We start from the raw sequence: 19,981 nt of genomic DNA on the forward strand, positions 1-19,981 counted from the left end.
TCGTGGATATCGCCATCGCGGCAGAGAATCTTGGAAAGCGCTATGGAAATCACCAGGCGCTCGCCGGAGTGGATCTCGAAGTACGGGCCGGAACCGTGCTCGGACTGCTCGGGCACAACGGCGCGGGCAAGACCACCACCATCCGCATGCTGGCCACGCTGCTGGAACCGGACTCCGGCAGCGCCCGGGTCGCGGGCTTCGACGTCGTACGCGAACAGCGCGAGGTGCGCCGCAGGATCGGCCTGGCGGGCCAGTACGCCGCGGTCGACGAGCTGCTGACCGGCCGGGAGAACCTGGCCCTGCTGGGCACCCTGCTGCGTCTTGGCCGGCGCCGGGCCAGACAGCGGGCCGAGGAGCTGCTGACGGCGTTCGAGCTCACCGGGGCGGCCGACCGTCCGGTGCGCACGTACTCGGGCGGGATGCGGCGCCGGCTGGACCTGGCGGCCTGTCTGATCGCCTCGCCGACGGTGCTGTTCCTCGACGAGCCGACGACCGGGCTCGACCCGGCCAGCCGGATGGTGCTGTGGCAGATGGTGCGGGAGCAGGTCGCCCAGGGGGTGACCGTGCTGCTGACCACGCAGTACCTGGAGGAGGCAGACTTCCTGGCCGACCGGATCATGGTCTTCGCCGCCGGCCGCACCCTGGCCGAGGGCACTCCGGACGAGCTCAAGCAGAAGGTCGGCGAGGAGTGGCTGGAGGTGGCCGTGGCCACCGCCGAGGACCTGCCCGCCGCGCTGGCCGCGCTGGGTCCGGTGGCCGTCGCCAGTCCCACCGTGGACGAGACGGGTCACCGGATTTCCGTCCAACTGGCGGACAGGATGGGCTCCATCGCGGCCGCCGCGGCGGCGCTGGAGGGCTGCGGGGCCGATGTCGTCGACTTCGCGCTGCGCCGCCCCTCGCTCGACGACGTGTTCTTCCACCTCACCGGGGAGAGCAAGCCGGGTGGGAACTCCTCTGGTGAGAACCCCACAACCACGGCGGAGGACGGGTCATGAGCGGCGTGACGGGACCGGCGGAGCTCGCTGCCGGGCAGGCCGGGGGCCGGTTCGCGGCGGTCGGAGACGTACTGGCCCTGACCGGCCGCCATCTGCGGCATCTGCGCAGAACACCCGAGAAGCTGATCGCGGTGGCCCTGACCCCGGTGGCCATGGTGGTGATCCTGGGCTATCTGTTCGCCAGCGTCATCACGATCAAGGACAACGGCGGGGTCGAGTACCACGACTACGTCATGGCCGGGGTCTTCGCCCAGATCGGGCTCACCTGCATCGGCATCACCGCGCTGGGGGTGGCCTCGGACCTGGGCAAGGGCCTGATCGACCGGTTCCGCTCACTGCCGATGGCCCGGTCGTCGGTGCTGGTCAGCCACACCGCGGCGGATCTCGTCCCGGTGGCGATCAGCATGGTCGCGGTGGGCGGGATCGGTCTGCTGGTGGGCTGGCGCACCGACGCGGGGCCGCTGTCCGTCGCGGGCGGCTTCGCGCTGCTGCTGGCCTTCGCGTACGCGATGCTGTGGCTGGGCGCGCTGCTGGGGATGGTGCTGCGCAACATGGAGGCCATCAACGGCATCTCGGCCCTGGCCCTGGTCATCCTCTCGTTCATGTCCAACTCCTTCATGCCGCTGTCCGGGCTGCCCGGCTGGCTGCGCACGGCGGTGGAGTGGAATCCGGTCAGCTCGGTGTCCGAGGCCTGCCGGGTGCTGTGGGGCAACGCCCCCGCCTCTTCGGGCGGGAGCCTGCCGATGGAGCATCCGGTGCTGGTCTCGGTCATCACGGTGGGTGCGCTGATCGCCGTACTGATCCCGGTGGCCCTGCGGACCTTCCGCACGGCCGCCGTGCGCTGACGATGGCGGCCGCTCGCCGGTCAGTCCGGTTCCGAGGCCCCGTACGCGCTGCCCTGCAGCCAGCCCCGCTCGCCGGCGATCACACCGGCCTGGAAGCGGCTGCGGGCGCCGAGCTGGGTCATCAGTTCCGCGGTGATCCGGCGGGCGGTCCGCACCGAGATGCCCATCTTGCGGGCCACCACCTCGTCGGTGTGGCCCTGGGCCAGCAGGCTCAGCACGGCGCGGGCCTGGCTGGTGAGCCCGGTGTCCTCGTCGCGCCGCCGCGTGGAGCCGAACGGCGGGGCCTCTTCCCAGATGTGTTCGAACAGGGCGCACAGGGCGGAGACCAGCCCGGTGCCGCGCAGCAGCAGCGCCCCGACGGCGGTGTCGTCGGGGTTGCTGGGCACGACGGCCGCCTGACGGTCGAAGATGACCATGCGCAGCGGCAGCGAGGGGACCACCCGGACCTGGCAGCCGAGCCCGGTCAGCCAGTCCAGGTAGGACACGGTCTGCGGGTGGTTGATCACGCTCTCCAGGTAGACGCAGCGCATCCGTACGCCGCGCTCCAGGAGCGCCTGGTCGATCGGCCTGCTGGCCTGCCGGGACTCGGCCGACTGCCCCCCGCCGGTGGTGAATTCCATGATCTCGGAGGCGCAGTCATGGGCCAGCTCCTCGAGCCGGACCCGGACCATGTCGATGCCGTTCAGCTCCTCGACGTCCACCCGGCGCTTGTTCTGGACGGAGTCGACGTACTCGGCGACGATCTTGCTGATCGCGAGCCGGCCGGAGGTGATCTCCTGCTGCCGCTGGGTCAGTTCGACCTCCTGGCGCGCCAGCAGAGACACCAGGCTGATCTCGGGATTGATCAATAAGAGCCCGCCGGGCCGCTGATCGGACTCGCGCACCAAGGAGAGCCCGGCCAGTTCGTCCAGGGCGCTCCTGACCTGCTCTTCACTCCAGCCGAGTTGTCCGGCCAGGCCCGATATGCCCAGTTCTGGCCGGCCCAACATCGCTCGGTAGACGCTCTCGGCCGCGGAACTGACACCGAGGATCTCCAGCACGTGTGTACTCCCTCGTCCCCCCGCGCGCCCCCGCGCGTGATCGAAACCCACCCCTACGTCCCGATCACTGCATGTTACGGCACGAACGGGGTCCGACCGCGCGGTAGTTGATTAATTCACCTGTCCTTCGGCAGTCCGGCATCGAACCGTGAGAGGTGGCCATGTACATCGTCATGGGACGCATGCTGCGCGGCCGTACGATCGTCGACGCAGGGCAGCTACGAGCTCTGGTGTACGCCGCCGCCGAGCCGGAGGACGGTCTCGAGCACGTCTATGCCGAGACCGATCTGGAGGGCGCCGGCACCGTCCTCTTTCTGTGTGCCACTTCCGCGGAACGAGCTGAGGCCACCGCCGTCCGTATCGTGGACCGTCTGCTCGCCCAGGATGAACTCCGGGGCTGGGAATGGGAAGGCCGTCGAGGCGAAGTCTAGGGAGATCCCAAATAATCCCTGGCATTCTCCGGCCATCGCAGGACCCTGACAGCGTAAACACATGACACCGGGTCTACGGCGGTACAGACTCATAACACCGGACGGGAATTCAAACCATTCTGGAATTCCCGGTTCCGAAACTCGAGAGTAACGAATCCCCAGAGAAAAGGGAATACTCATGTCTGCCCTCAACAACTCCTCCGCCCGCATGAATGCGTTCATCTCGCTCGCTTTCGGAGCCGTAATTCTCGCCACCTCGCCGACCGCGGCGGGGGCCGCGGGCGGCGTCGGCTGGGACAGAGCCTCCGCGTTCGGACCGGAGGTCGGCTGGGACAAAGTCCTCGCCTCCCCCGAGGTCGGCTGGGACCTGGCGCCCGCCCACGGCCCCGGCGTGGGCTGGGACAACGTGGCGGCCGGCGCCCCGGACGTCGGCTGGGACAGCCCGGGCGCCGGCAAGCCCGACGTCGGCTGGGACCGCAAGCCCCAGACCGACAACGCGGGCGACGTGGGCTGGGACTGAGTAGCGGGACGGATACGGCGATCAGGGGGAAGGTCTCGTGCCCATCATCACGACGCCGCAGGAGTTCAACGAAGAGGACCTCTTCGTGGACCTGCGGGAGATGTTCGGTTATCCGCTCTACCTGAAGTGCGAGGGGTTCAACTTCGCCGGCTCAGTGAAGCTCAAGGCCGCCGCTTCCATGATCGAAGCAGCGGAACGCGGCGGGCTCCTGGGCCCCGAATCGATCCTGGTCGAGTCCTCTTCGGGAAACCTCGGTATGGCGCTCAGCGTGATCGCCGCCGCCAAGGGCTACCGGTTCATCTGTGTGGTGGACTCACGGACCAACCTGTCGACCCGGCAGGTCATCGAATCACTCGGCAGCGAGGTGCACGTCATCACCGAGCCGTCCGTCACCGGCGGTTTTCTCGGCGCCCGCCTCGATTTCGTACGCGGTCTTTGCACCACCGATCCGCGTTACGTCTGGCTGAACCAGCACGCCAACCAGAACAACTGGAAGGCGCACTACCGCACTACCGCGCCCGCCATCGAAAAGCAGTTCCCCAACCTGGAAGTGCTGTTCGTCGGGGCGGGCACCACGGGCACCCTGATGGGCTGCGCGCGCTACTTCAAGGCGCAGCCGAACTCCCCCGTCACCGTCGTCGGCATCGACAGCGTCGGCTCGGTCACCTTCGGAGCCCCGGCCGGCCCCCGCATGATCCCGGGGCTCGGCGCCGGAGTGCGGCCCGCCCTGTTCGACCAGCGGTACATCGACGACATGGTGCTGGTCCCGGAGATCGAGACCATCCGCACCTGTCACACCCTGGCCCGCGGCGGCTTTCTGTTCGGCGGCTCCACCGGCACCGTCGTCAACGGCGCCGTGAAGTGGCTGGCCGAGCACCGCCCCGGTCAGGACGTCACCGCCGTGGCCATCTCGCCCGATCTCGGCGACCGCTACCTGGACACCATCTACCGGCCCACCTGGGTCAGGGACGTCTACGGCCTGGACGCGCTGGAGCCGGCTCCCCGTCCGGGCGCCGTCACATCAGGAGTGCACTGACGATGAGAGAGACCGACCTTTTCGAGCTGCCGCTCTCCGGTGCGCAACGGGAGATGTGGTACGCGCAAGCGCTCGACCCCCACAACCCCGTCTACACCATGGCCGACCATCTCGACCTGGACGGGCCGCTGGACCTGGCGCGGTTCGAGCGCGCCTGGTGGCAGCTGATCCGCGAAACGGAGTGTGTGCGGGCCCGGTTCACCGAGCGCGACGGGGAGCCCGTGCAGAGCGTCCATCCGCTCGGGGAGCGGACGCTCGCGGTACGGGACTTCCGCGCCGCCCCCGACCCCGACGCGGCCTCCCGCCACCGGATGCACGAGGACCTGCGGCTCCCCTCGTCCCTGGGCCCCGAGGCGTTCCACAGCGAGCTGCATCTGCTCGGCCCGCGGCGCACCCGGCTCTACGCCCGGGCCAACCACATCCAGATGGACGGCTACAGCCGCTCGGTGTTCTACCAGCGGCTGGCCGCGCTGTACGAGGACGGCGAGGCGGCGGCCGCCGACGCGCTGCCCCCGCTGGCCGAACTGCTCGCCGACGAGGAGGCGTACCTCGCCTCGCCGGCCCACGCCCGCGACGCCCGGTACTGGGCCGGACGGTTCAACGCCGACACCGCCCCCGAGCCCACCCGGCTGTCCCGGCGGCGCCCGGCGCACGCCCGCCACACCCTGCGCCGCACCGCCCCGCTGCCCGCGGCCACCGTGGCGCGCCTGGGCGAGCTGGCCTGGGAGGCGCGGGTGACATGGCCCACCACGCTGATCGCGGCCACCGCCGCGTGGGCCGCCCGGGCCAGTGGCGACGGGGAGGTGCTGCTGACCCTCCCGGTGCCCGCGAGGACCGGGGCCACCGCCCGGGCCGTGCCCGGGATGCGCGCCAACTTCCTGCCCCTGGCCCTGTCGGTGCGCCCCTCGATGACCCGCGCCGACCTGCTGCGGCACACGGCCGCCGAACTGCGCGCGACCGTCCGCCACCAGCGGTACCGGGGCGATGAGCTGCGGCGCGAGCTGGGCTTCACGGGCGACGCCGACACCACCTACGGGCCCACGGTCAATGTGCTGGAGTCCGGGGCGGACTTCACCTTCGGCGCCGGGTGCACCGGCCGGCTGCACAACCTGTCCACCGGTCCGGTGCCCGATCTGCAGATCATCTATCTGGACGCACCGGGCGACGGCTGGACGCTGCGCCTGGACGCCAACCCCAGCCTGTACACCGACGCCGAGCTGACCGCCCACCAGGACCGGCTGCTCGCCGCCATCGAGGCCTTCGCCCACGGCGCCGACGACCTTCCGCTGGGCCGTGTCGACGTCACACTGCCCGCGGAGCGGGAGCGGCTGCTGGTCGACTGGAACGCCACCGAGCGCGGCGGCGGCTTCACGGACGTGGTGGAGCGGGTACGGGAGCTGGCCGAGCTGGCGCCGCACGCGGTGGCCGTCGACGACGGCGCGACCCGGCTGGGCTACGCCGAGCTGGTCGCCCGCGCCGACGCCCTCTCCCGCACCCTGACCGCCTCCGGGCTCACCACCGGCTCGCTGGTCGCGCTGGCCGCGGGGCCCAGCGCGGCGTTCGTGACCGCGGTGCTCGGCGTGCTGGGCGCGGGGGCCGCGTGGGTGCCGCTGGACGTACGGGCCCCCGTCGCCCGCGGGGCCGCCCTGCTGGCCGACAGCGAGGCGCAGGCGCTGCTGTTCGGCCGGGACCAGGAGGAGTTCGCCCATCAGGTGCTGGCCGCGTGCGGCGGCTGGCCGCAGGTGATCGAGCTGGACGCGACCGAACCGAGCGCGGAGGGCCCCGGGAATGCTGCGGCGGATCTTCTACCGGTTGCGGGCAAGGGCGACGACCTGGCTTACGTGATCTTCACCTCGGGCTCCACCGGCCGCCCCAAGGGCGCGATGGTCCACCGCCACGGCATGGTCAACCACCTCCTCGCCAAGGTCGAGGACCTGGATCTGACCGCCGCCGACTCGGTGATCCACAACGCGCCCGTGACCTTCGACATCTCCATCTGGCAGATGCTGTCCGCGCTCGTCGTGGGCGGCCGCACCCGGGTGGTCTCCCGCGAGGTGGCCGGCGATCCGCAGACGCTGTTCGCGCTGGCCGACGCCGAGCGGATCACCGTGCTCGAAGTGGTGCCCTCGCTGCTGCGGGTGGCCCTGGACGAGTGGGACACCGGGGCGGCCCGGCCCGAACTGTCCGCGCTGCGCCACCTGGTGGTCACCGGGGAGACCCTGCCGGTCGACCTGTGCCGCCGCTGGCTCGCGCACTACCCCGGTGTGCCGCTGGTCAACGCGTACGGACCCACCGAGTGCTCGGACGACGTCACCCACGCGTTCATCCGCTCCGAGGACGACCTGGGCCCGGTGCGGGCGCCGATCGGCTCGGCGGTGCGCAACACCAGCCTGTACGTCCTCGGCGACGGGCTGCGCCCGGTGCCCGCCGGGGTGCCCGGTGAGCTGTACGTCGGCGGGTTCGGGGTCGGCCGCGGCTATCTGGACGACTCGCGCCGCACCGCCTCCGTGTTCGTCGCCGACCCGTACTCGCCGGTGGCCGGTGCCCGGATGTACCGCACCGGGGACCGGGTGGTGCACCGGCCGGACGGGCAGCTGGAGTTCCTGGAGCGGGTCGACCACCAGGTCAAGATCCGCGGCCATCGCATCGAGCTCGGCGAGATCGAGGCCGTGCTGCGCGAGGTGCCCGGCGTCGTCGACGCCGTGGTGACCGTGGCCGTGGACCGCGAGGGCAACTCCCGGCTGGCGGCCTTCCTGTCCGGCACCGCCGACGTGGTCGCCGCGCGCGACAAGGTGGCGGGCGCGCTGCCCGACTACATGGTGCCCGCGGCGTTCGTGGTGCTGGACGCCCTGCCGCTGACCGTCAACGGCAAGGTGGACCGCAAGGCGCTGCCGGAACCGGACTTCGCCGCCGCCGCGGCGGGTTCGGGCCGCGCCCCGCGGGGTCCGCGCGAGGAGGTGCTGTGCCAGCTGTTCGCGGATGTGCTGCACCTGGAGCGGGTGTCGATCGACGACGACTTCTTCGGGCTCGGCGGCCACTCGCTGCTCGCCACCAAGGTGGTCAGCCGGCTGCGCGTGCTGCTCGGCATCGAACTGCCCATCAAGGCCCTGTTCGACGCGCCCACCGTCGAGCGGCTGGCCGCCGCGCTGGACGGCGCGGGAGTGGCGCGGCCCGCGCTCGTCGCGGCGGACCGCCCCGCCGAACTGCCGCTGTCCTTCGCGCAGCAGCGGCTGTGGTTCCTCGGCCACCTGGACAACCGCAGCGCCACCTACCACCTGCCCCGCGCGCTGCGGCTGTCCGGCGAGCTGGACCCGGCGGCGCTGGCCGAGGCGCTGGCCGACGTGGTCGCCCGGCACGAGAGCCTGCGTACCGTCTTCCCCGAGGTGGACGGGCGCGCCACGCAGCTCGTCCTGGCCGCCGAGGTGGCGCGCCCCGGCCTGCCGGTGACCGAGGCTGCCGAGGACGAGCTGGAGTCGCTGCTGGCCGAGCGGGCGGCGCGCCCGTTCGACCTGGCGGCGGAACTGCCGCTGCGCGCCGAGCTGTTCAGGGTGTCCGACGAGGAACACGTACTCCTGGTCGTGCTGCACCACATCGCCGGGGACGGCTGGTCGGTGCTGCCGCTGGCCCAGGACCTGCGCGAGGCGTACGCGGCGCGGCTGCGCGGCCGGGCGCCCGCGTTCCGGCCGCTGCCGGTCCAGTACGCGGACTACACGCTGTGGCAGCGCGAGCTGCTGGGCGACGAGAAGGACCCGGACAGCCTGGCCGCGCGGCAGCTGGCGTACTGGCGCGAGGCGCTGGAGGGGCTGCCGGACGAGCTGGAGCTGCCCACCGACTTCCCGCGCCCCGCGCTGCCCTCCTACCGGGGCGGCATGGTGGACTTCCGCCTGGAGCCCGAGCTGCACGCGGCCGTGGTGGCGCTGGCCCGCTCGTCCGGGGCCAGTGTGTTCATGGTGCTGCAGGCCGCGCTGGCGGCGCTGCTGACCAAGCTGGGCGCCGGGGAGGACATCCCGCTGGGCACGCCCGTCGCGGGCCGAGGCGAGGCCGCGCTCGAGGGTCTTGTCGGCTTCCTCGTCAACACGCTGGTGCTGCGCACCGATGTGTCCGGCGACCCGACGTTCCGGGAGCTGGTGGGGCGGGCGCGCGCCGCGGACCTGGCGGCGTTCGACCACCAGGACGTGCCCTTCGAGGCGCTGGTGGACGCGGTCAGCCCGGCCCGTTCGCTGTCGCGGCAGCCGCTGTTCCAGGTGATGCTGGCCTTCCAGAACACCGCGCCCGCCGACTTCGGACTGCCGGGCCTGGTCACCACGATGGCCCCGGTGCCCACCGGCACCGCCCGCTTCGACCTGGCCTTCGAGCTCACCGAGGAGCGCTCCCCCGACGACGCGCCCGGCGCGCCCGGCGGCATCAGCGGACAGCTGGAGTACAGCGCGGACCTGTTCACCGAGGCGAGCGCGGCGGTGATCGCCGAGCGGCTGGTGGAGCTGTTGCGCAAGGCCACCGCCGAGCCGGACCGGCCGCTGGGCCGGCTGGACGCCCTGCTGCCCGAGGAGGCCGCGCGCATCCTCGGCACCTGGGACGGCGGCGGCGCCCAGGCCCCCGAAGCGGGCACGCTCCCCGAGCTGTTCGCCGCCCGGGTGGCGCGGGACCCGGACCGTACGGCGCTACTGGCCACGGGCGTGGGCCCGGTCACGTACGGGGAGCTGGACGAGCGGGCCAACCGGCTCGCCCACCATCTGATCTCGCTCGGCGTGGGTCCCGAGGACACCGTCGCGCTGGTCCTGCCCCGCACCGTGGAGGCGGTGGCGGCGGTGCTGGCGGTGCTCAAGGCGGGCGCGGCGTATCTGCCCGTCGACCCGGCGTATCCGCAGGACCGCGTCGACTATGTGGTCGACGACGCCCGGCCGGCCGCGGTGCTCACCACGGCGGAGCGAGCGGGAACGTTCCAGCGGACGGAGGGCATCGTCGCGCTGGACTCGCCTCAGACCGCCGCCCGGCTTGCCGCGGCCCCCGCGCACGACCCGACGGACACCGACCGGCGGTCGCGGCTGACCCCGCAGCACCCGGCGTACGTCATCTACACCTCGGGCTCCACCGGCCGCCCCAAGGGCGTGGTCGTACCGCACGCCAATGTGGCGGTGCTGGCCGCGCAAGGCGAGCCGTTCGGGGTGCGGGAGGGCGTCCGGGTGCTGCAGTTCGCCTCGTTCAGCTTCGACGCCGCCGCCTGGGAGGTCTGCACCTCGCTGCTGACCGGCGCGGTGCTGGTGCTGGCCGGCGAGGAGGACCGGGCGCCCGGCGAACCGCTCGCCGCGCTGATCGCCGAGGCCCGGATCGACGTGGTCTGCCTGCCGCCGACCGTGCTCTCCGCCTGGCCCGAGGACCTGCCCATGCCGGAGGGGATCACGGTCATCACGGCGGGCGAGGCCTGCCCGCCCGAGCTGGTGGAGCGCTGGTCGGCCGGGCGCCGGATGATCAACGCGTACGGGCCCACCGAGACCACCGTGTGCGCCACCCTCAGCGAACCGCTCTCCGGGGCGGTCAAGCCGCCCGTGGGCCGCCCGCTGGCCGGCACCCATGTGCGGGTGCTGGACTCGGCGCTGCGGCCGGTGCCGGTCGGGGTGACCGGGGAGCTGTACGTGGCGGGCGCCGGCCTTGCCCGCGGCTATCTGGGGCGGGCGCGGCTGACCGCCGAGCGGTTCGTCGCCGACCCCTACGGGGAGCCGGGGGCGCGGATGTACCGCACCGGGGACCTGGTGCGCTGGCTGCCCGACGGGACGCTGGACTACGTCGGCCGCTCGGACGACCAGGTCAAGCTGCGCGGCTTCCGGATCGAGCCCGGGGAGATCGAGAGCGCCCTGCTCGCGGACCCCGGCATCGCGCAGGCCGCGGTCATCGTGCGCTCGGACCGCCCCGGGGACAAGCGCCTGGTCGGATATGTCGTACCGGCCGGGGACGAGGCGCCGGACGCGGCCCGGCTGCGGGAGCGGCTGGCCGACCGGCTGCCCGACTACATGGTCCCCGCCGCCTTCGTCACGCTCGACGCCCTGCCGCTGACCGGCAACGGAAAGCTGGACCGCAAGGCGCTGCCCGCGCCCGACTTCACGGCCCGCGCCACCGGCCGGGCGCCGGTCACCGCGCAGGAGGAGACGCTGTGCCAGGTCTTCGGCGACGTCCTGGGCCTGGAGCGGGTGGGCGCCGACGACAGCTTCTTCGACCTGGGCGGCGACTCGATCGTCTCGATCCAGCTGGTGGGCCGTGCCCGCAAGGCCGGGCTGCTGATCACCGCCCAGGACGTGTTCACCCACCGCACCCCGGCGGCGCTCGCGGCCGCGGCCAAGCCGGCCGCCGAACAGGTGGTCCTCGGCACGGACGACGGCGTCGGCACCCTGACGCCCACCCCGATCGTGCACTGGCTCCAGGAGCTGTCCCGGGGAGCGGAGTTCGCCGGGTTCCACCAGGCGGTCGTCGTACACACCCCGGCCGGCGCCACCCAGGCCACCCTGGCCGCGGCGCTGCAGGCCCTGCTCGACCACCATGACGCGCTGCGGATGCGGCTGGATGAAGCCGATGGACGCTGGACGCTGCGGATCGCCGAGCCGGGCGCGGTGCGCGCCAAGGACCTGCTGAGCCGCGTCGGCATCGCCTCGCTGCCCGAGGAGTCCTGGGCCGAGGCGGTGACCGGCTCGGCCGCCGCGGCCCAGGCCCGGCTCGACCCGAGCGCCGGCGCCATGGTCCAGGCCGTGTGGTTCGACGCGGGCCCCGGACGCACCGGGCGGCTGCTGCTGACGATGCACCACCTGGTCGTCGACGGGGTGTCCTGGCGCATCCTGCTGCCCGACCTGGCCCAGGCGTACGAGGCGGTCGCCCACCGCACACCGGTGGCGCTGCAGCCGGTCGGCACCTCGCTGCGCCACTGGTCGGGGCTGCTGGCGGCCGAGGCGCGCACGGTGCGCCGCGGCGCCGAACTGCCCTACTGGCGCGAGGTGGCGGCCACCTGCGACCCGCCGCTGGGCACCCGGCCGCTCGACCGCGCCCGGGACACCACGGCCACCGCCCGCACCCTGCGGCTGTCCCTGGACACCGACACCACGGCGGCGCTGCTGACCGAGGTGCCGGCCGCCTTCCACACCGAGGCCAACGACGTGCTGCTGGCCGGTCTGGCGCTGGCCGTGGCCGACTGGCGGCGGCGCAGGGGCGAGGAGAGCTCGGCCGTGCTGGTGGAGCTGGAGGGCCACGGGCGGGAGGAGTTCGCTGAGGGGGTGGACCTGAGCCGGACCGTCGGCTGGTTCACCACCACCTGCCCGGTCCGGCTGGAGGTGGGCTCGCACCTCGTGCACAACTCGGACTGGGCCGAGGCCTGGTCGGGCGGGCCCGCGGCCGGACTCGTCCTCAAGGCGGTCAAGGAGCAGCTGCGCGCCCTGCCCGACCACGGCCTGGGCCACGGTCTGCTGCGGCGCCTCGCCCCGGACACCGCGCCCGAGCTGGTCGCGGCCGACCCGCCGCAGCTGGGCTTCAACTACCTGGGGCGGCTGCCCGCCCCGGTGGCCGAGGACTGGTCCGTCGCCCCGGAGGCGGCGCTGGTCGCGGCCGGCGCGGACCCGGACCTGCCGCTGCCGCACGTACTCGGGCTCAACGCCCTCACCGAGGACGGCCCGGACGGGCCGCGGCTGGTGGCCGCCTGGACGTGGGCCGCCGAGCTCCTGGCGGAGGACGACGCGCGAGCCGTCGCCGAGGGCTGGTTCCGCGCGCTGAGGGCCCTGGCCCTGCACGCCCAGAGCCCGGATTCGGGCGGGCACACCCCTTCCGATGTCGACCTGGTGGAGCTGAGCCAGGACGAGATCGACGAGTTCGAAGACGAGATGGATGAGTGGTCCCTGTGAGCGGAACCCTGAGTCAACCGGAAGGCGCGCTACGAGCACCGGCGCGCACCGCCAAGCGGTCCAACTTCAGTGATGTCCTGCCGCTGACCCCGCTTCAGGAAGGGCTGCTCTTCCACGCGGTGTACGAGCAGCAGGCCGATCTCGACGTGTACGCCATCCAGCTGGTGCTGGACCTGGAGGGCCCGCTGGACGCGGGCCGCCTCAAGGCCGCGGCCGCCGCCCTGCTGCGGCGCCACCCGAATCTGCGGGCGGCGTTCCGCTACCGCAAGAACGGCGACCCGGTGCAGCTGATCCCGCGCACCGTCGAGGTGCCGTGGACAGAGACCGATCTGCGCTCGCTCGCCCCCGAGGAGCGGGCCGCCGAGGCGCGGCGCCTCACCGACGAGGACCGGGTGCGGCGGTTCGACGTACACCGCCCGCCGCTGCTGCGGTTCATCGTGATGAACCTGGGCGGGGGGTCGTACCGGGTGGTGCTGACGGCACACCAGATGCTGTTCGACGGCTGGTCCATGCCGCTGATCGTGCGCGAGCTGTTCACGCTGTACGGCGAGGACACGGCGGCTCTCGCCCCCATCGCCCCGTACAAGTCGTATCTGGCGCATCTGGCCGGGCAGGACCGGGCCGCGGCCGAGGAGGCGTGGCGCGGGGCGCTGGCCGGGCTCGACGAGCCGACCCTGGTGGCCCCGGCGGCGACCGGGCGTGAGGCGGCGCTGCCCGGACACCACGCGGTGGAGCTGCCCCAGGCGTTCACCGCCGAGCTCACCGCCTGGGCGCGCGGCCGGGGCCTGACCCTGAACACCGTGGTGCAGGGCGCCTGGGCGGCCACCCTCTCCACGCTGACCGGGCTGCGCGACGTGGTCTTCGGCGGCACGGTCTCCGGCCGGCCGCCGGGGCTGCCCGGGGTCGAGACGATGGTCGGCCTGTTCATCAACACCCTGCCGGTCCGGGTCGACCTGGACCCGGCCCGCTCCTTCGCCGAGATCCTCACCGCGCTCCAGGACCGGCAGACCGCCCTGCTGCCGCACCAGCACCTGAGCCTCACCCGTATCCAGCAGGCCGTCGGCGCCGGGGAACTCTTCGACACCGTGCTGGTCTTCGAGAACTATCCGCTGGACCCCTCGCAGATGGCGGAGCCCGCCCCCGGGCTGCGCGTCACCGGGCTCGAGGCCAAGGACGCCACGCACTACCCGCTGAGCCTGATGGCGCTGCCCGGCGAGCGGCTGCGGCTGGACGTCGGCTACGCCCCCGACCTGTACACGGCCGAGGACGCGGCCGCGGTGTCGCACCGGCTCACGGGGCTGCTGCGCACCCTCCTCGACCACCCCGACCGGCCCTTCGGACAGCTCGACGCGCTGCTGCCCGGGGAGCGCGAGCGGGTCCTCGACCTGCCCGCCGACCCGGCGCCGAAGGACCCGTTCGCGGACGTGGTCGAGCGGGTGCGGGCGCTGGCCCGAGAGCAGGCGGAGGCGCCGGCGGTCACCGACGGCCGGGAGACCCTGAACTACCGCGAGCTGGTGGGCCGGGGCAGCGCCCTGTCCCGGGAGCTGACCGGGCGGGGCATCGGCCCCGGCTCGCTCGTGGGCGTGCTCGCCGCGCCCGGGGCCCGGTTCGTCACGGCGGTGCTCGGCACGCTGGGCGCGGGCGCGGCGTGGGTGCCGCTGGACGTCACGGCGCCGGTGGCCCGTACGGCCGCGCTGGTCGCGGACGCGGGGGTGGCCCTGCTGCTGACCGACGCCGAACACTCCGCGCTCGCCGCCGAGGTGGGCGGCGCGCTGCCCGCCCTGACGGTGAACGGCCACCGCGACGCGCCCGACGACCTGGCACCGGTGGCCGGGGCGGGCGACGACCTGGCGTATGTCATCTTCACCTCGGGCTCCACCGGCCGCCCCAAGGGCGCGATGGTCCACCGCCGCGGCATGGTCAACCACCTGCTGGCCAAGGTCGAGGACCTGGATCTGACCGCGTGTGACACGGTCGTGCACAACGCGCCCGTCACCTTCGACATCTCGGTGTGGCAGATGCTGTCCCCCCTGGTCGTGGGCGGTCTGCTGCGGGTGGTGCCCAAGCGGACGGCGGCCGACCCGGCCGAGCTGTTCGGGATGGTCGGCCCGGAGCGGATCACCATCCTGGAGGTCGTGCCCTCGCTGCTGCGGGCGGCCCTGGACAGCTGGGACGCGGGCGCGGCGGTGCCCGATCTGACGCGGCTGCGCCGGCTGGTGGTCACCGGCGAGGCGCTGCCCGCCGAGCTGTGCCGCCGCTGGTTCGGGTACTTCCCCGGCGTGCCGCTGGTCAACGCGTACGGGCCCACCGAGTGCTCGGACGATGTGACCCACGCGGTGATCCGGGACGCCGACGAGGTGCCCGGGGTGCGGGCCCCCATCGGGTCCGCGGTCCGCAACACCGGCCTGTACGTCCTGGACGACGGGCTGCGCCCGGTGCCCGCCGGGGTGCCCGGTGAGCTGTACGTCGGCGGGATCGGGGTCGGCCGCGGCTATCTGCGCGACCCGCGGCGCACCGCCGCCGTGTTCATCGCCGACCCGTACTCGCCGGTGCCCGGCGCCCGGATGTACCGCACCGGCGACCGGGTCGTGCGGCGGGCCGACGGGCGGCTCGAATTCCTGGAGCGGCGCGACCACCAGGTCAAGATCCGCGGCCATCGCATCGAGCTCGGCGAGATCGAGGCCGTGCTGCGCACCGTGCCCCAGGTCACCGACGCGGTGGTCGACGTCGCGAAGGACACCCGGGGCGAGGGCCGGCTGGTCGGCTATCTGGCGGGCGCGGCGGACCCGGCGGCGGCGCGGGCGTCGGCCGCCGACCGGCTGCCGGAGTACATGGTGCCGTCCGCGTTCGTGCTGCTGGACGCGTTGCCGCTGACCGCCAACGGCAAGGTGGACCGCAAGGCGCTGCCCGCCCCCGAGATCACCACCTCGGCCGGGCGCGGCCCGCGCACCCCGCGCGAGGAACTGCTGTGCCAGGCCTTCGCGGAGGTGCTCGGCCTGGACCGGGTCTCCATCGACGAGGACTTCTTCGACCTCGGCGGACACTCGCTGCTCGCGACCCGGCTGATCAGCCGGGTGCGGTCGCTGCTGGACGCGGAGGTCCCGCTGCGTACGGTCTTCGAGGCGCCGACCCCCGCCGCGCTCGCCGCCCGGCTGACCGGCGCGGACGCGGCCCGGCCGGCGCTGACCCCGGCGAAGCGCCCGAAGCGGCTGCCGCTGTCGTTCGCCCAGCGGCGCATGTGGTTCCTGGGGCGGCTCGAGGGCCCGTCCGGCACCTACAACCTGCCGTGGACGCTGCGGCTGACCGGAAAGCTGGACCGGCCCGCGCTGCGCGCCGCCCTCGGCGATGTGGTGATGCGCCACGAGGCGCTGCGCACGGTCTTCCCCGAAGCGGCCGACGGCCCGTACCAGCGCATCCGCCGCCGGGTCCGGATCACCCTGCCGGTGCACCATGTCTCGGAATCCGAACTGGACGACGCTCTCGCCGAGTTCGCCTCGCGCGGCTTCGATCTGTCGCGGGAACTCCCCATCCGCGCCGCGCTGTTCGCACTGGGCAAGCAGGACCACGTACTGGTCACGGTCATCCACCACATCGCGGGCGACGGCTGGTCCAACGCCCCGCTGGCCCGGGACCTCAGCCGCGCCTACGCGGCCCGGCTGCGCGGCGAGGAGCCGAGGTGGAGCCGGCTGCCGGTGCAGTACGCGGACTACGCGCTGTGGCAGCGCGAGCTGCTGGGCGAGGAGAGCGACCCCCAGTCCCTGGCCGCCAGGCAACTGGCCTACTGGCGCGAGACGCTGGACGGGCTGCCGGACGAGCTGGAGCTGCCCACCGACTTCCCGCGCCCCGCGCTGCCCTCCTACCGGGGCGGCACGGTGGAGTTCACCGTCCCGGCCGCCACCCACGCCCGCGCCGCCGCGCTGGCCAGGGAGTGCGGGGCGAGCCTGTTCATGGTGGTGCAGGCCGCGCTGGCCACGCTGCTGTCCAAGCTGGGCGCCGGGGAGGACATCCCGGTCGGCACGCCGGTGGCCGGGCGCACCGACGACGCGCTGGACGACCTGGTCGGCTTCTTCGTCAACACCCTGGTGCTGCGCGGCGACCTGTCGGGCGATCCGACCTTCCGGGAGCTGGTGGGCCGGGTGCGCTCGGCGTCGCTGGCCGCCTTCGCCCACCAGGACCTGCCGTTCGAGCGGCTGGTGGACGCCCTGTCCCCGGCCCGGTCGATGGCCCGGCACCCGCTGTTCCAGACGATGCTGGCGTTCCAGAACAACGCGGCGGCGAAGCTGGAACTGCCCGGTCTGGAGGGGAAGGCCGGGGTGGCGCGCACCGGCAGCGCCCGGTTCGACCTGGCCTTCGACCTGGCCGAGGAGCACACCGGGTCCGGGGCGCCGGGCGGGATCGCCGGGCGCCTGGAGTACAGCGCCGATCTGTTCACCGAGGAGACCGCGCGCACCCTGGCCGCCCGCCTGGCCCATCTGCTGGACCGGCTCACCGCCTCCCCCGACGGCCGCCTCGCCGAGACGGACGCGCTGCTGCCGGGCGAGCGGGAGCGGCTGCTGGTGGACTGGAACGGCGCGCCCGCCCACGACGCCGAGCCTCCGCTGTACGAGCGGTTCCAGGCGCGGGCCGCGGCCGCGCCCGACCATGCCGCGCTGCTCTTCGAGGGGCGGGCCACGAGCTACCGCGAGCTGAACGAGCGGGCCAACCGGCTGGCGCGGGCCCTGGTCGCGCGGGGCGCGGGCCCCGACCGGCTGGTCGCCATCGCGCTGCCGCGCTCCCCCGAGATGGTCGTGGCGGCGCTCGCGGTGCTCAAGTCGGGCGCCGCGTATCTGCCCCTCGACCCCGCGTACCCGGCGGACCGGATCCGCTCCATGGTCGAGGACGCCCGGCCGGTGCTCACCCTGACCGACCGCGAGGTGGCGCGGGCGGTGCCCGGGCCGGCCGCCACGCCGCACCTGCTGCTTGACGACCCGTCGGCACGGGCGGAGATCGCCGCCCTCCCGGGGGAGGATCTGCGGCCCCAGGAGCGGCTTGCCGCGCCCGCCGCCGGCCACACCGCGTACGTCATCTACACCTCGGGCTCCACCGGCCGCCCCAAGGGCGTGATCGTGCCGCTCGGCGCGTTCGCCAACTTCCTGGCCGAGACCTCGCGTCTGCTGGACCTCGGCCCGGACGACCGGCTGGTGTCGGTGACCACCTTCGGCTTCGACATCGCCAACCTGGAGCTGTTCGTCCCGCTGCTGTCCGGCGCCACCCTGGTGCTGGCCCCGCCCGCGGCCGTACGGGACCCGCGGGCGCTGGCCGCGCTGCTGGTCGAGACCCGCGCGACCGTGATGCAGGCCACCCCGACGCTGTGGCACGCCCTGGTCGGCGGGCACCCGGAGGCGCTGCGCGAGGTGCACGCGCTGACCGGCGGCGAGGCGATCGGCCAGGACCTGGCCACCGCGCTGCACGGCGCGGCGCGCAAGGTGACCAATCTGTACGGACCGACGGAGACCACCATCTGGTCGACCGCCGCCGAGCTGGACGGCACCGGCACCCCGCCCATCGGCCGCCCGCTGGCCGGCAACCGGGCGTATGTCCTGGACGCGGCGCTGCGGCCGGTGCCGGCCGGGGTGACCGGCGAGCTGTACCTCGGCGGGGCCTCCCCGGCCCGCGGCTACCACGACCGGCCGGGCCTGACCGCGCAGCGGTTCCTCGCCGACCCCAACTCCCCGGTGCCCGGCGCCCGGATGTACCGCACCGGCGACCTGGTGCGCCGGCGGCCGGACGGCACGCTCGACTATCTGGGCCGGGCGGACCACCAGGTCAAGGTGCGTGGCTTCCGCATCGAGCTGGGCGAGATCGAGGCCACGCTGCTGAGCCATCCGCGGGTGGCACAAGCGGTGGTCGCGGTCCGCGAGGACGAGCCTGGTCAGCCGCGGCTTTCGGCGTACGTCGTGCCGCGCGGCGAGTCCGGTCTGGACCTCGCGGAGCTGCGGGCCCATCTGGCGGGCGCGTTGCCCGACTACATGGTCCCGGCGTTCCTCACCGAGCTGGAGCGGATGCCGCTGACGCCCAACGCGAAGGTGGACCGCAAGGCCCTGCCGGCCCCGGGGCTGCCCCGCGCGGCCACCGGCCGCGGGCCGCGCACCCCGCTGGAACAGACGCTGTGCCAGGCCTTCGCCGAGGTACTGGGCCTGGACCGGGTCGGCGCCGAGGACAGCTTCTTCGAGCTGGGCGGCGACTCCATCCGCTCCATCCGGCTGGTCGGCCGCGCCCGTGAACTGGGCGTCGGGCTCACCCCCGCCGATGTGTTCCTGCACCGGACGGTGGCGGGCCTGGCCACGGCGGCCACCGCGGCGGGCTCGGCGCCGGATGTGCCCGACGCGTTCGCGCGGGTGCTGCCGATCCGCTCCCAGGGGACGCGTCCGCCGCTGTTCTGCGTACACGGCGGGGTCGGGCTCTCCTGGCCGTTCCTGGAGCTGGCCGGCGCGCTCACCGAATTTCCCGTGTACGGATTCCAGGCGGGTGGAATTCTGTCACCGGCTCAGCAGCCCGCCTCCGTGAGGGAAATGGCTGCGGATTACATCCGGAGTCTGCTGGAAATCCAACCGGACGGCCCTTACCATATTGTTGGATGGTCTTTCGGAGCGCTGGTCGCCCATGAAATGGCCGTCCAATTGCAGGAGCAGGGGCGCGAAGTGGCGCTGCTGGCCGACCTGGACGGCTTCCCGGCGACGGAGTCCGACCCGGAGGAGGACCTGAGCGATCAGGCCCTGCTGGCCCAGATCCTGCTGCGCTGCGGCCTCGATCCGCGGGGCGGCGCCGAGGGCGGGGACGAGCTGGACGCCGCCGGGGTGCTGGCACTGCTCGCCCGGGACGGCAATCCCCTCGCCGAGCTCGACGAGGCACAGCTGGGCCATCTCATCGAGGTGATCCGTCACCTCAGCGGCCTGGGCTCGGCCCACCGGCCGCGCCGCTACCGCGGAGACCTGCTCTTCTTCGCGGCCACCCGGGGGCTCGCCCCGTCCGCACCGACCGAGGACCTCTGGTCGGCGCACATCGAGGGCGCCATCGTCCGCCACGAGGTCGACGCCGACCACGACGGAATGCTGGGCCCGGAGCCCGCCTCCCATATCGCCAAAGTCATTTCCGAAGCGCTCGGCGGCTAGCCGAGAAGACTTCCCGAAGAGAATGGTGAATTTCTTCCGAGGGATGCCCATGCCAGAAACAAGACAGCGAGAGAGGAAAGCATCCG

Annotated in this window: 8 protein-coding genes; 7 read left to right on the top strand and 1 reads right to left on the bottom strand. The window is 73.4% G+C overall.

The features are described from left to right. Positions 1-2: 2 nt before the first annotated feature. Positions 3-995: an ATP-binding cassette domain-containing protein gene (locus ACFZDL_RS22510; RefSeq protein WP_353593702.1), complete on the top strand. Its 993-nt coding sequence runs from the start codon at positions 3-5 to the stop codon at positions 993-995. Next, positions 992-1,840 (top strand): ABC transporter permease, encoded by an 849-nt coding sequence (locus ACFZDL_RS22515; protein ID WP_353593703.1) that lies wholly within the window; start codon positions 992-994, stop codon positions 1,838-1,840. The genes ACFZDL_RS22510 and ACFZDL_RS22515 overlap by 4 nt, the downstream gene beginning before the upstream one ends. 20 nt (positions 1,841-1,860) lie before the next feature. Here ACFZDL_RS22515 and ACFZDL_RS22520 read toward each other — a convergent pair whose 3' ends face one another. Continuing rightward, the gene (locus ACFZDL_RS22520; RefSeq protein WP_353593704.1) at positions 1,861-2,880 is read right to left on the bottom strand and encodes a helix-turn-helix transcriptional regulator; all 1,020 of its coding nucleotides are present in this window, start codon (positions 2,878-2,880) and stop codon (positions 1,861-1,863) included. Between the two features lie 161 nt (positions 2,881-3,041). Between ACFZDL_RS22520 and ACFZDL_RS22525 the strand changes: the two genes are divergently transcribed. The 5 genes from ACFZDL_RS22525 to ACFZDL_RS22545 all read left to right on the top strand — a co-directional run bounded on the left by ACFZDL_RS22525 (position 3,042) and on the right by ACFZDL_RS22545 (position 19,895). After that, on the top strand, positions 3,042-3,311 hold the full coding sequence (locus tag ACFZDL_RS22525) for a hypothetical protein (protein ID WP_089512914.1): 270 nt from the start codon (positions 3,042-3,044) through the stop codon (positions 3,309-3,311). 178 nt (positions 3,312-3,489) lie between these two features. Beyond that, positions 3,490-3,831 (top strand): hypothetical protein, encoded by a 342-nt coding sequence (locus ACFZDL_RS22530; RefSeq protein ID WP_353593705.1) that lies wholly within the window; start codon positions 3,490-3,492, stop codon positions 3,829-3,831. Between the two features lie 37 nt (positions 3,832-3,868). Next, a complete protein-coding gene (gene sbnA, locus ACFZDL_RS22535) occupies positions 3,869-4,867 on the top strand; it encodes a 2,3-diaminopropionate biosynthesis protein SbnA (RefSeq protein WP_353593706.1) in 999 nt (332 codons plus the stop codon). A gap of 2 nt (positions 4,868-4,869) precedes the next feature. Continuing rightward, on the top strand, positions 4,870-12,744 hold the full coding sequence (locus ACFZDL_RS22540) for an amino acid adenylation domain-containing protein (RefSeq protein WP_353593707.1): 7,875 nt from the start codon (positions 4,870-4,872) through the stop codon (positions 12,742-12,744). Next, entirely contained in the window at positions 12,741-19,895 is a 7,155-nt protein-coding gene (locus tag ACFZDL_RS22545) for an amino acid adenylation domain-containing protein (protein WP_353593708.1), read from the top strand. The genes ACFZDL_RS22540 and ACFZDL_RS22545 overlap by 4 nt, the downstream gene beginning before the upstream one ends. Positions 19,896-19,981 lie beyond the last annotated feature (86 nt).

Origin of the sequence: Streptomyces sp. NPDC007917 (genome assembly GCF_042959105.1) — a bacterium.
Classification (GTDB): Bacteria; Actinomycetota; Actinomycetes; order Streptomycetales; family Streptomycetaceae; genus Streptomyces.

What these genes read in the sequence shown, in the direction of transcription:
- ACFZDL_RS22515 (WP_353593703.1), top strand. Translation starts at nt 992, where the DNA reads ATGAGCGGCGTGACGGGACCGGCGGAGCTCGCTGCCGGGCAGGCCGGG.
- ACFZDL_RS22525 (WP_089512914.1), top strand. Translation starts at nt 3,042, where the DNA reads ATGTACATCGTCATGGGACGCATGCTGCGCGGCCGTACGATCGTCGAC.
- ACFZDL_RS22530 (WP_353593705.1), top strand. Translation starts at nt 3,490, where the DNA reads ATGTCTGCCCTCAACAACTCCTCCGCCCGCATGAATGCGTTCATCTCG.
- ACFZDL_RS22540 (WP_353593707.1), top strand. Translation starts at nt 4,870, where the DNA reads ATGAGAGAGACCGACCTTTTCGAGCTGCCGCTCTCCGGTGCGCAACGG.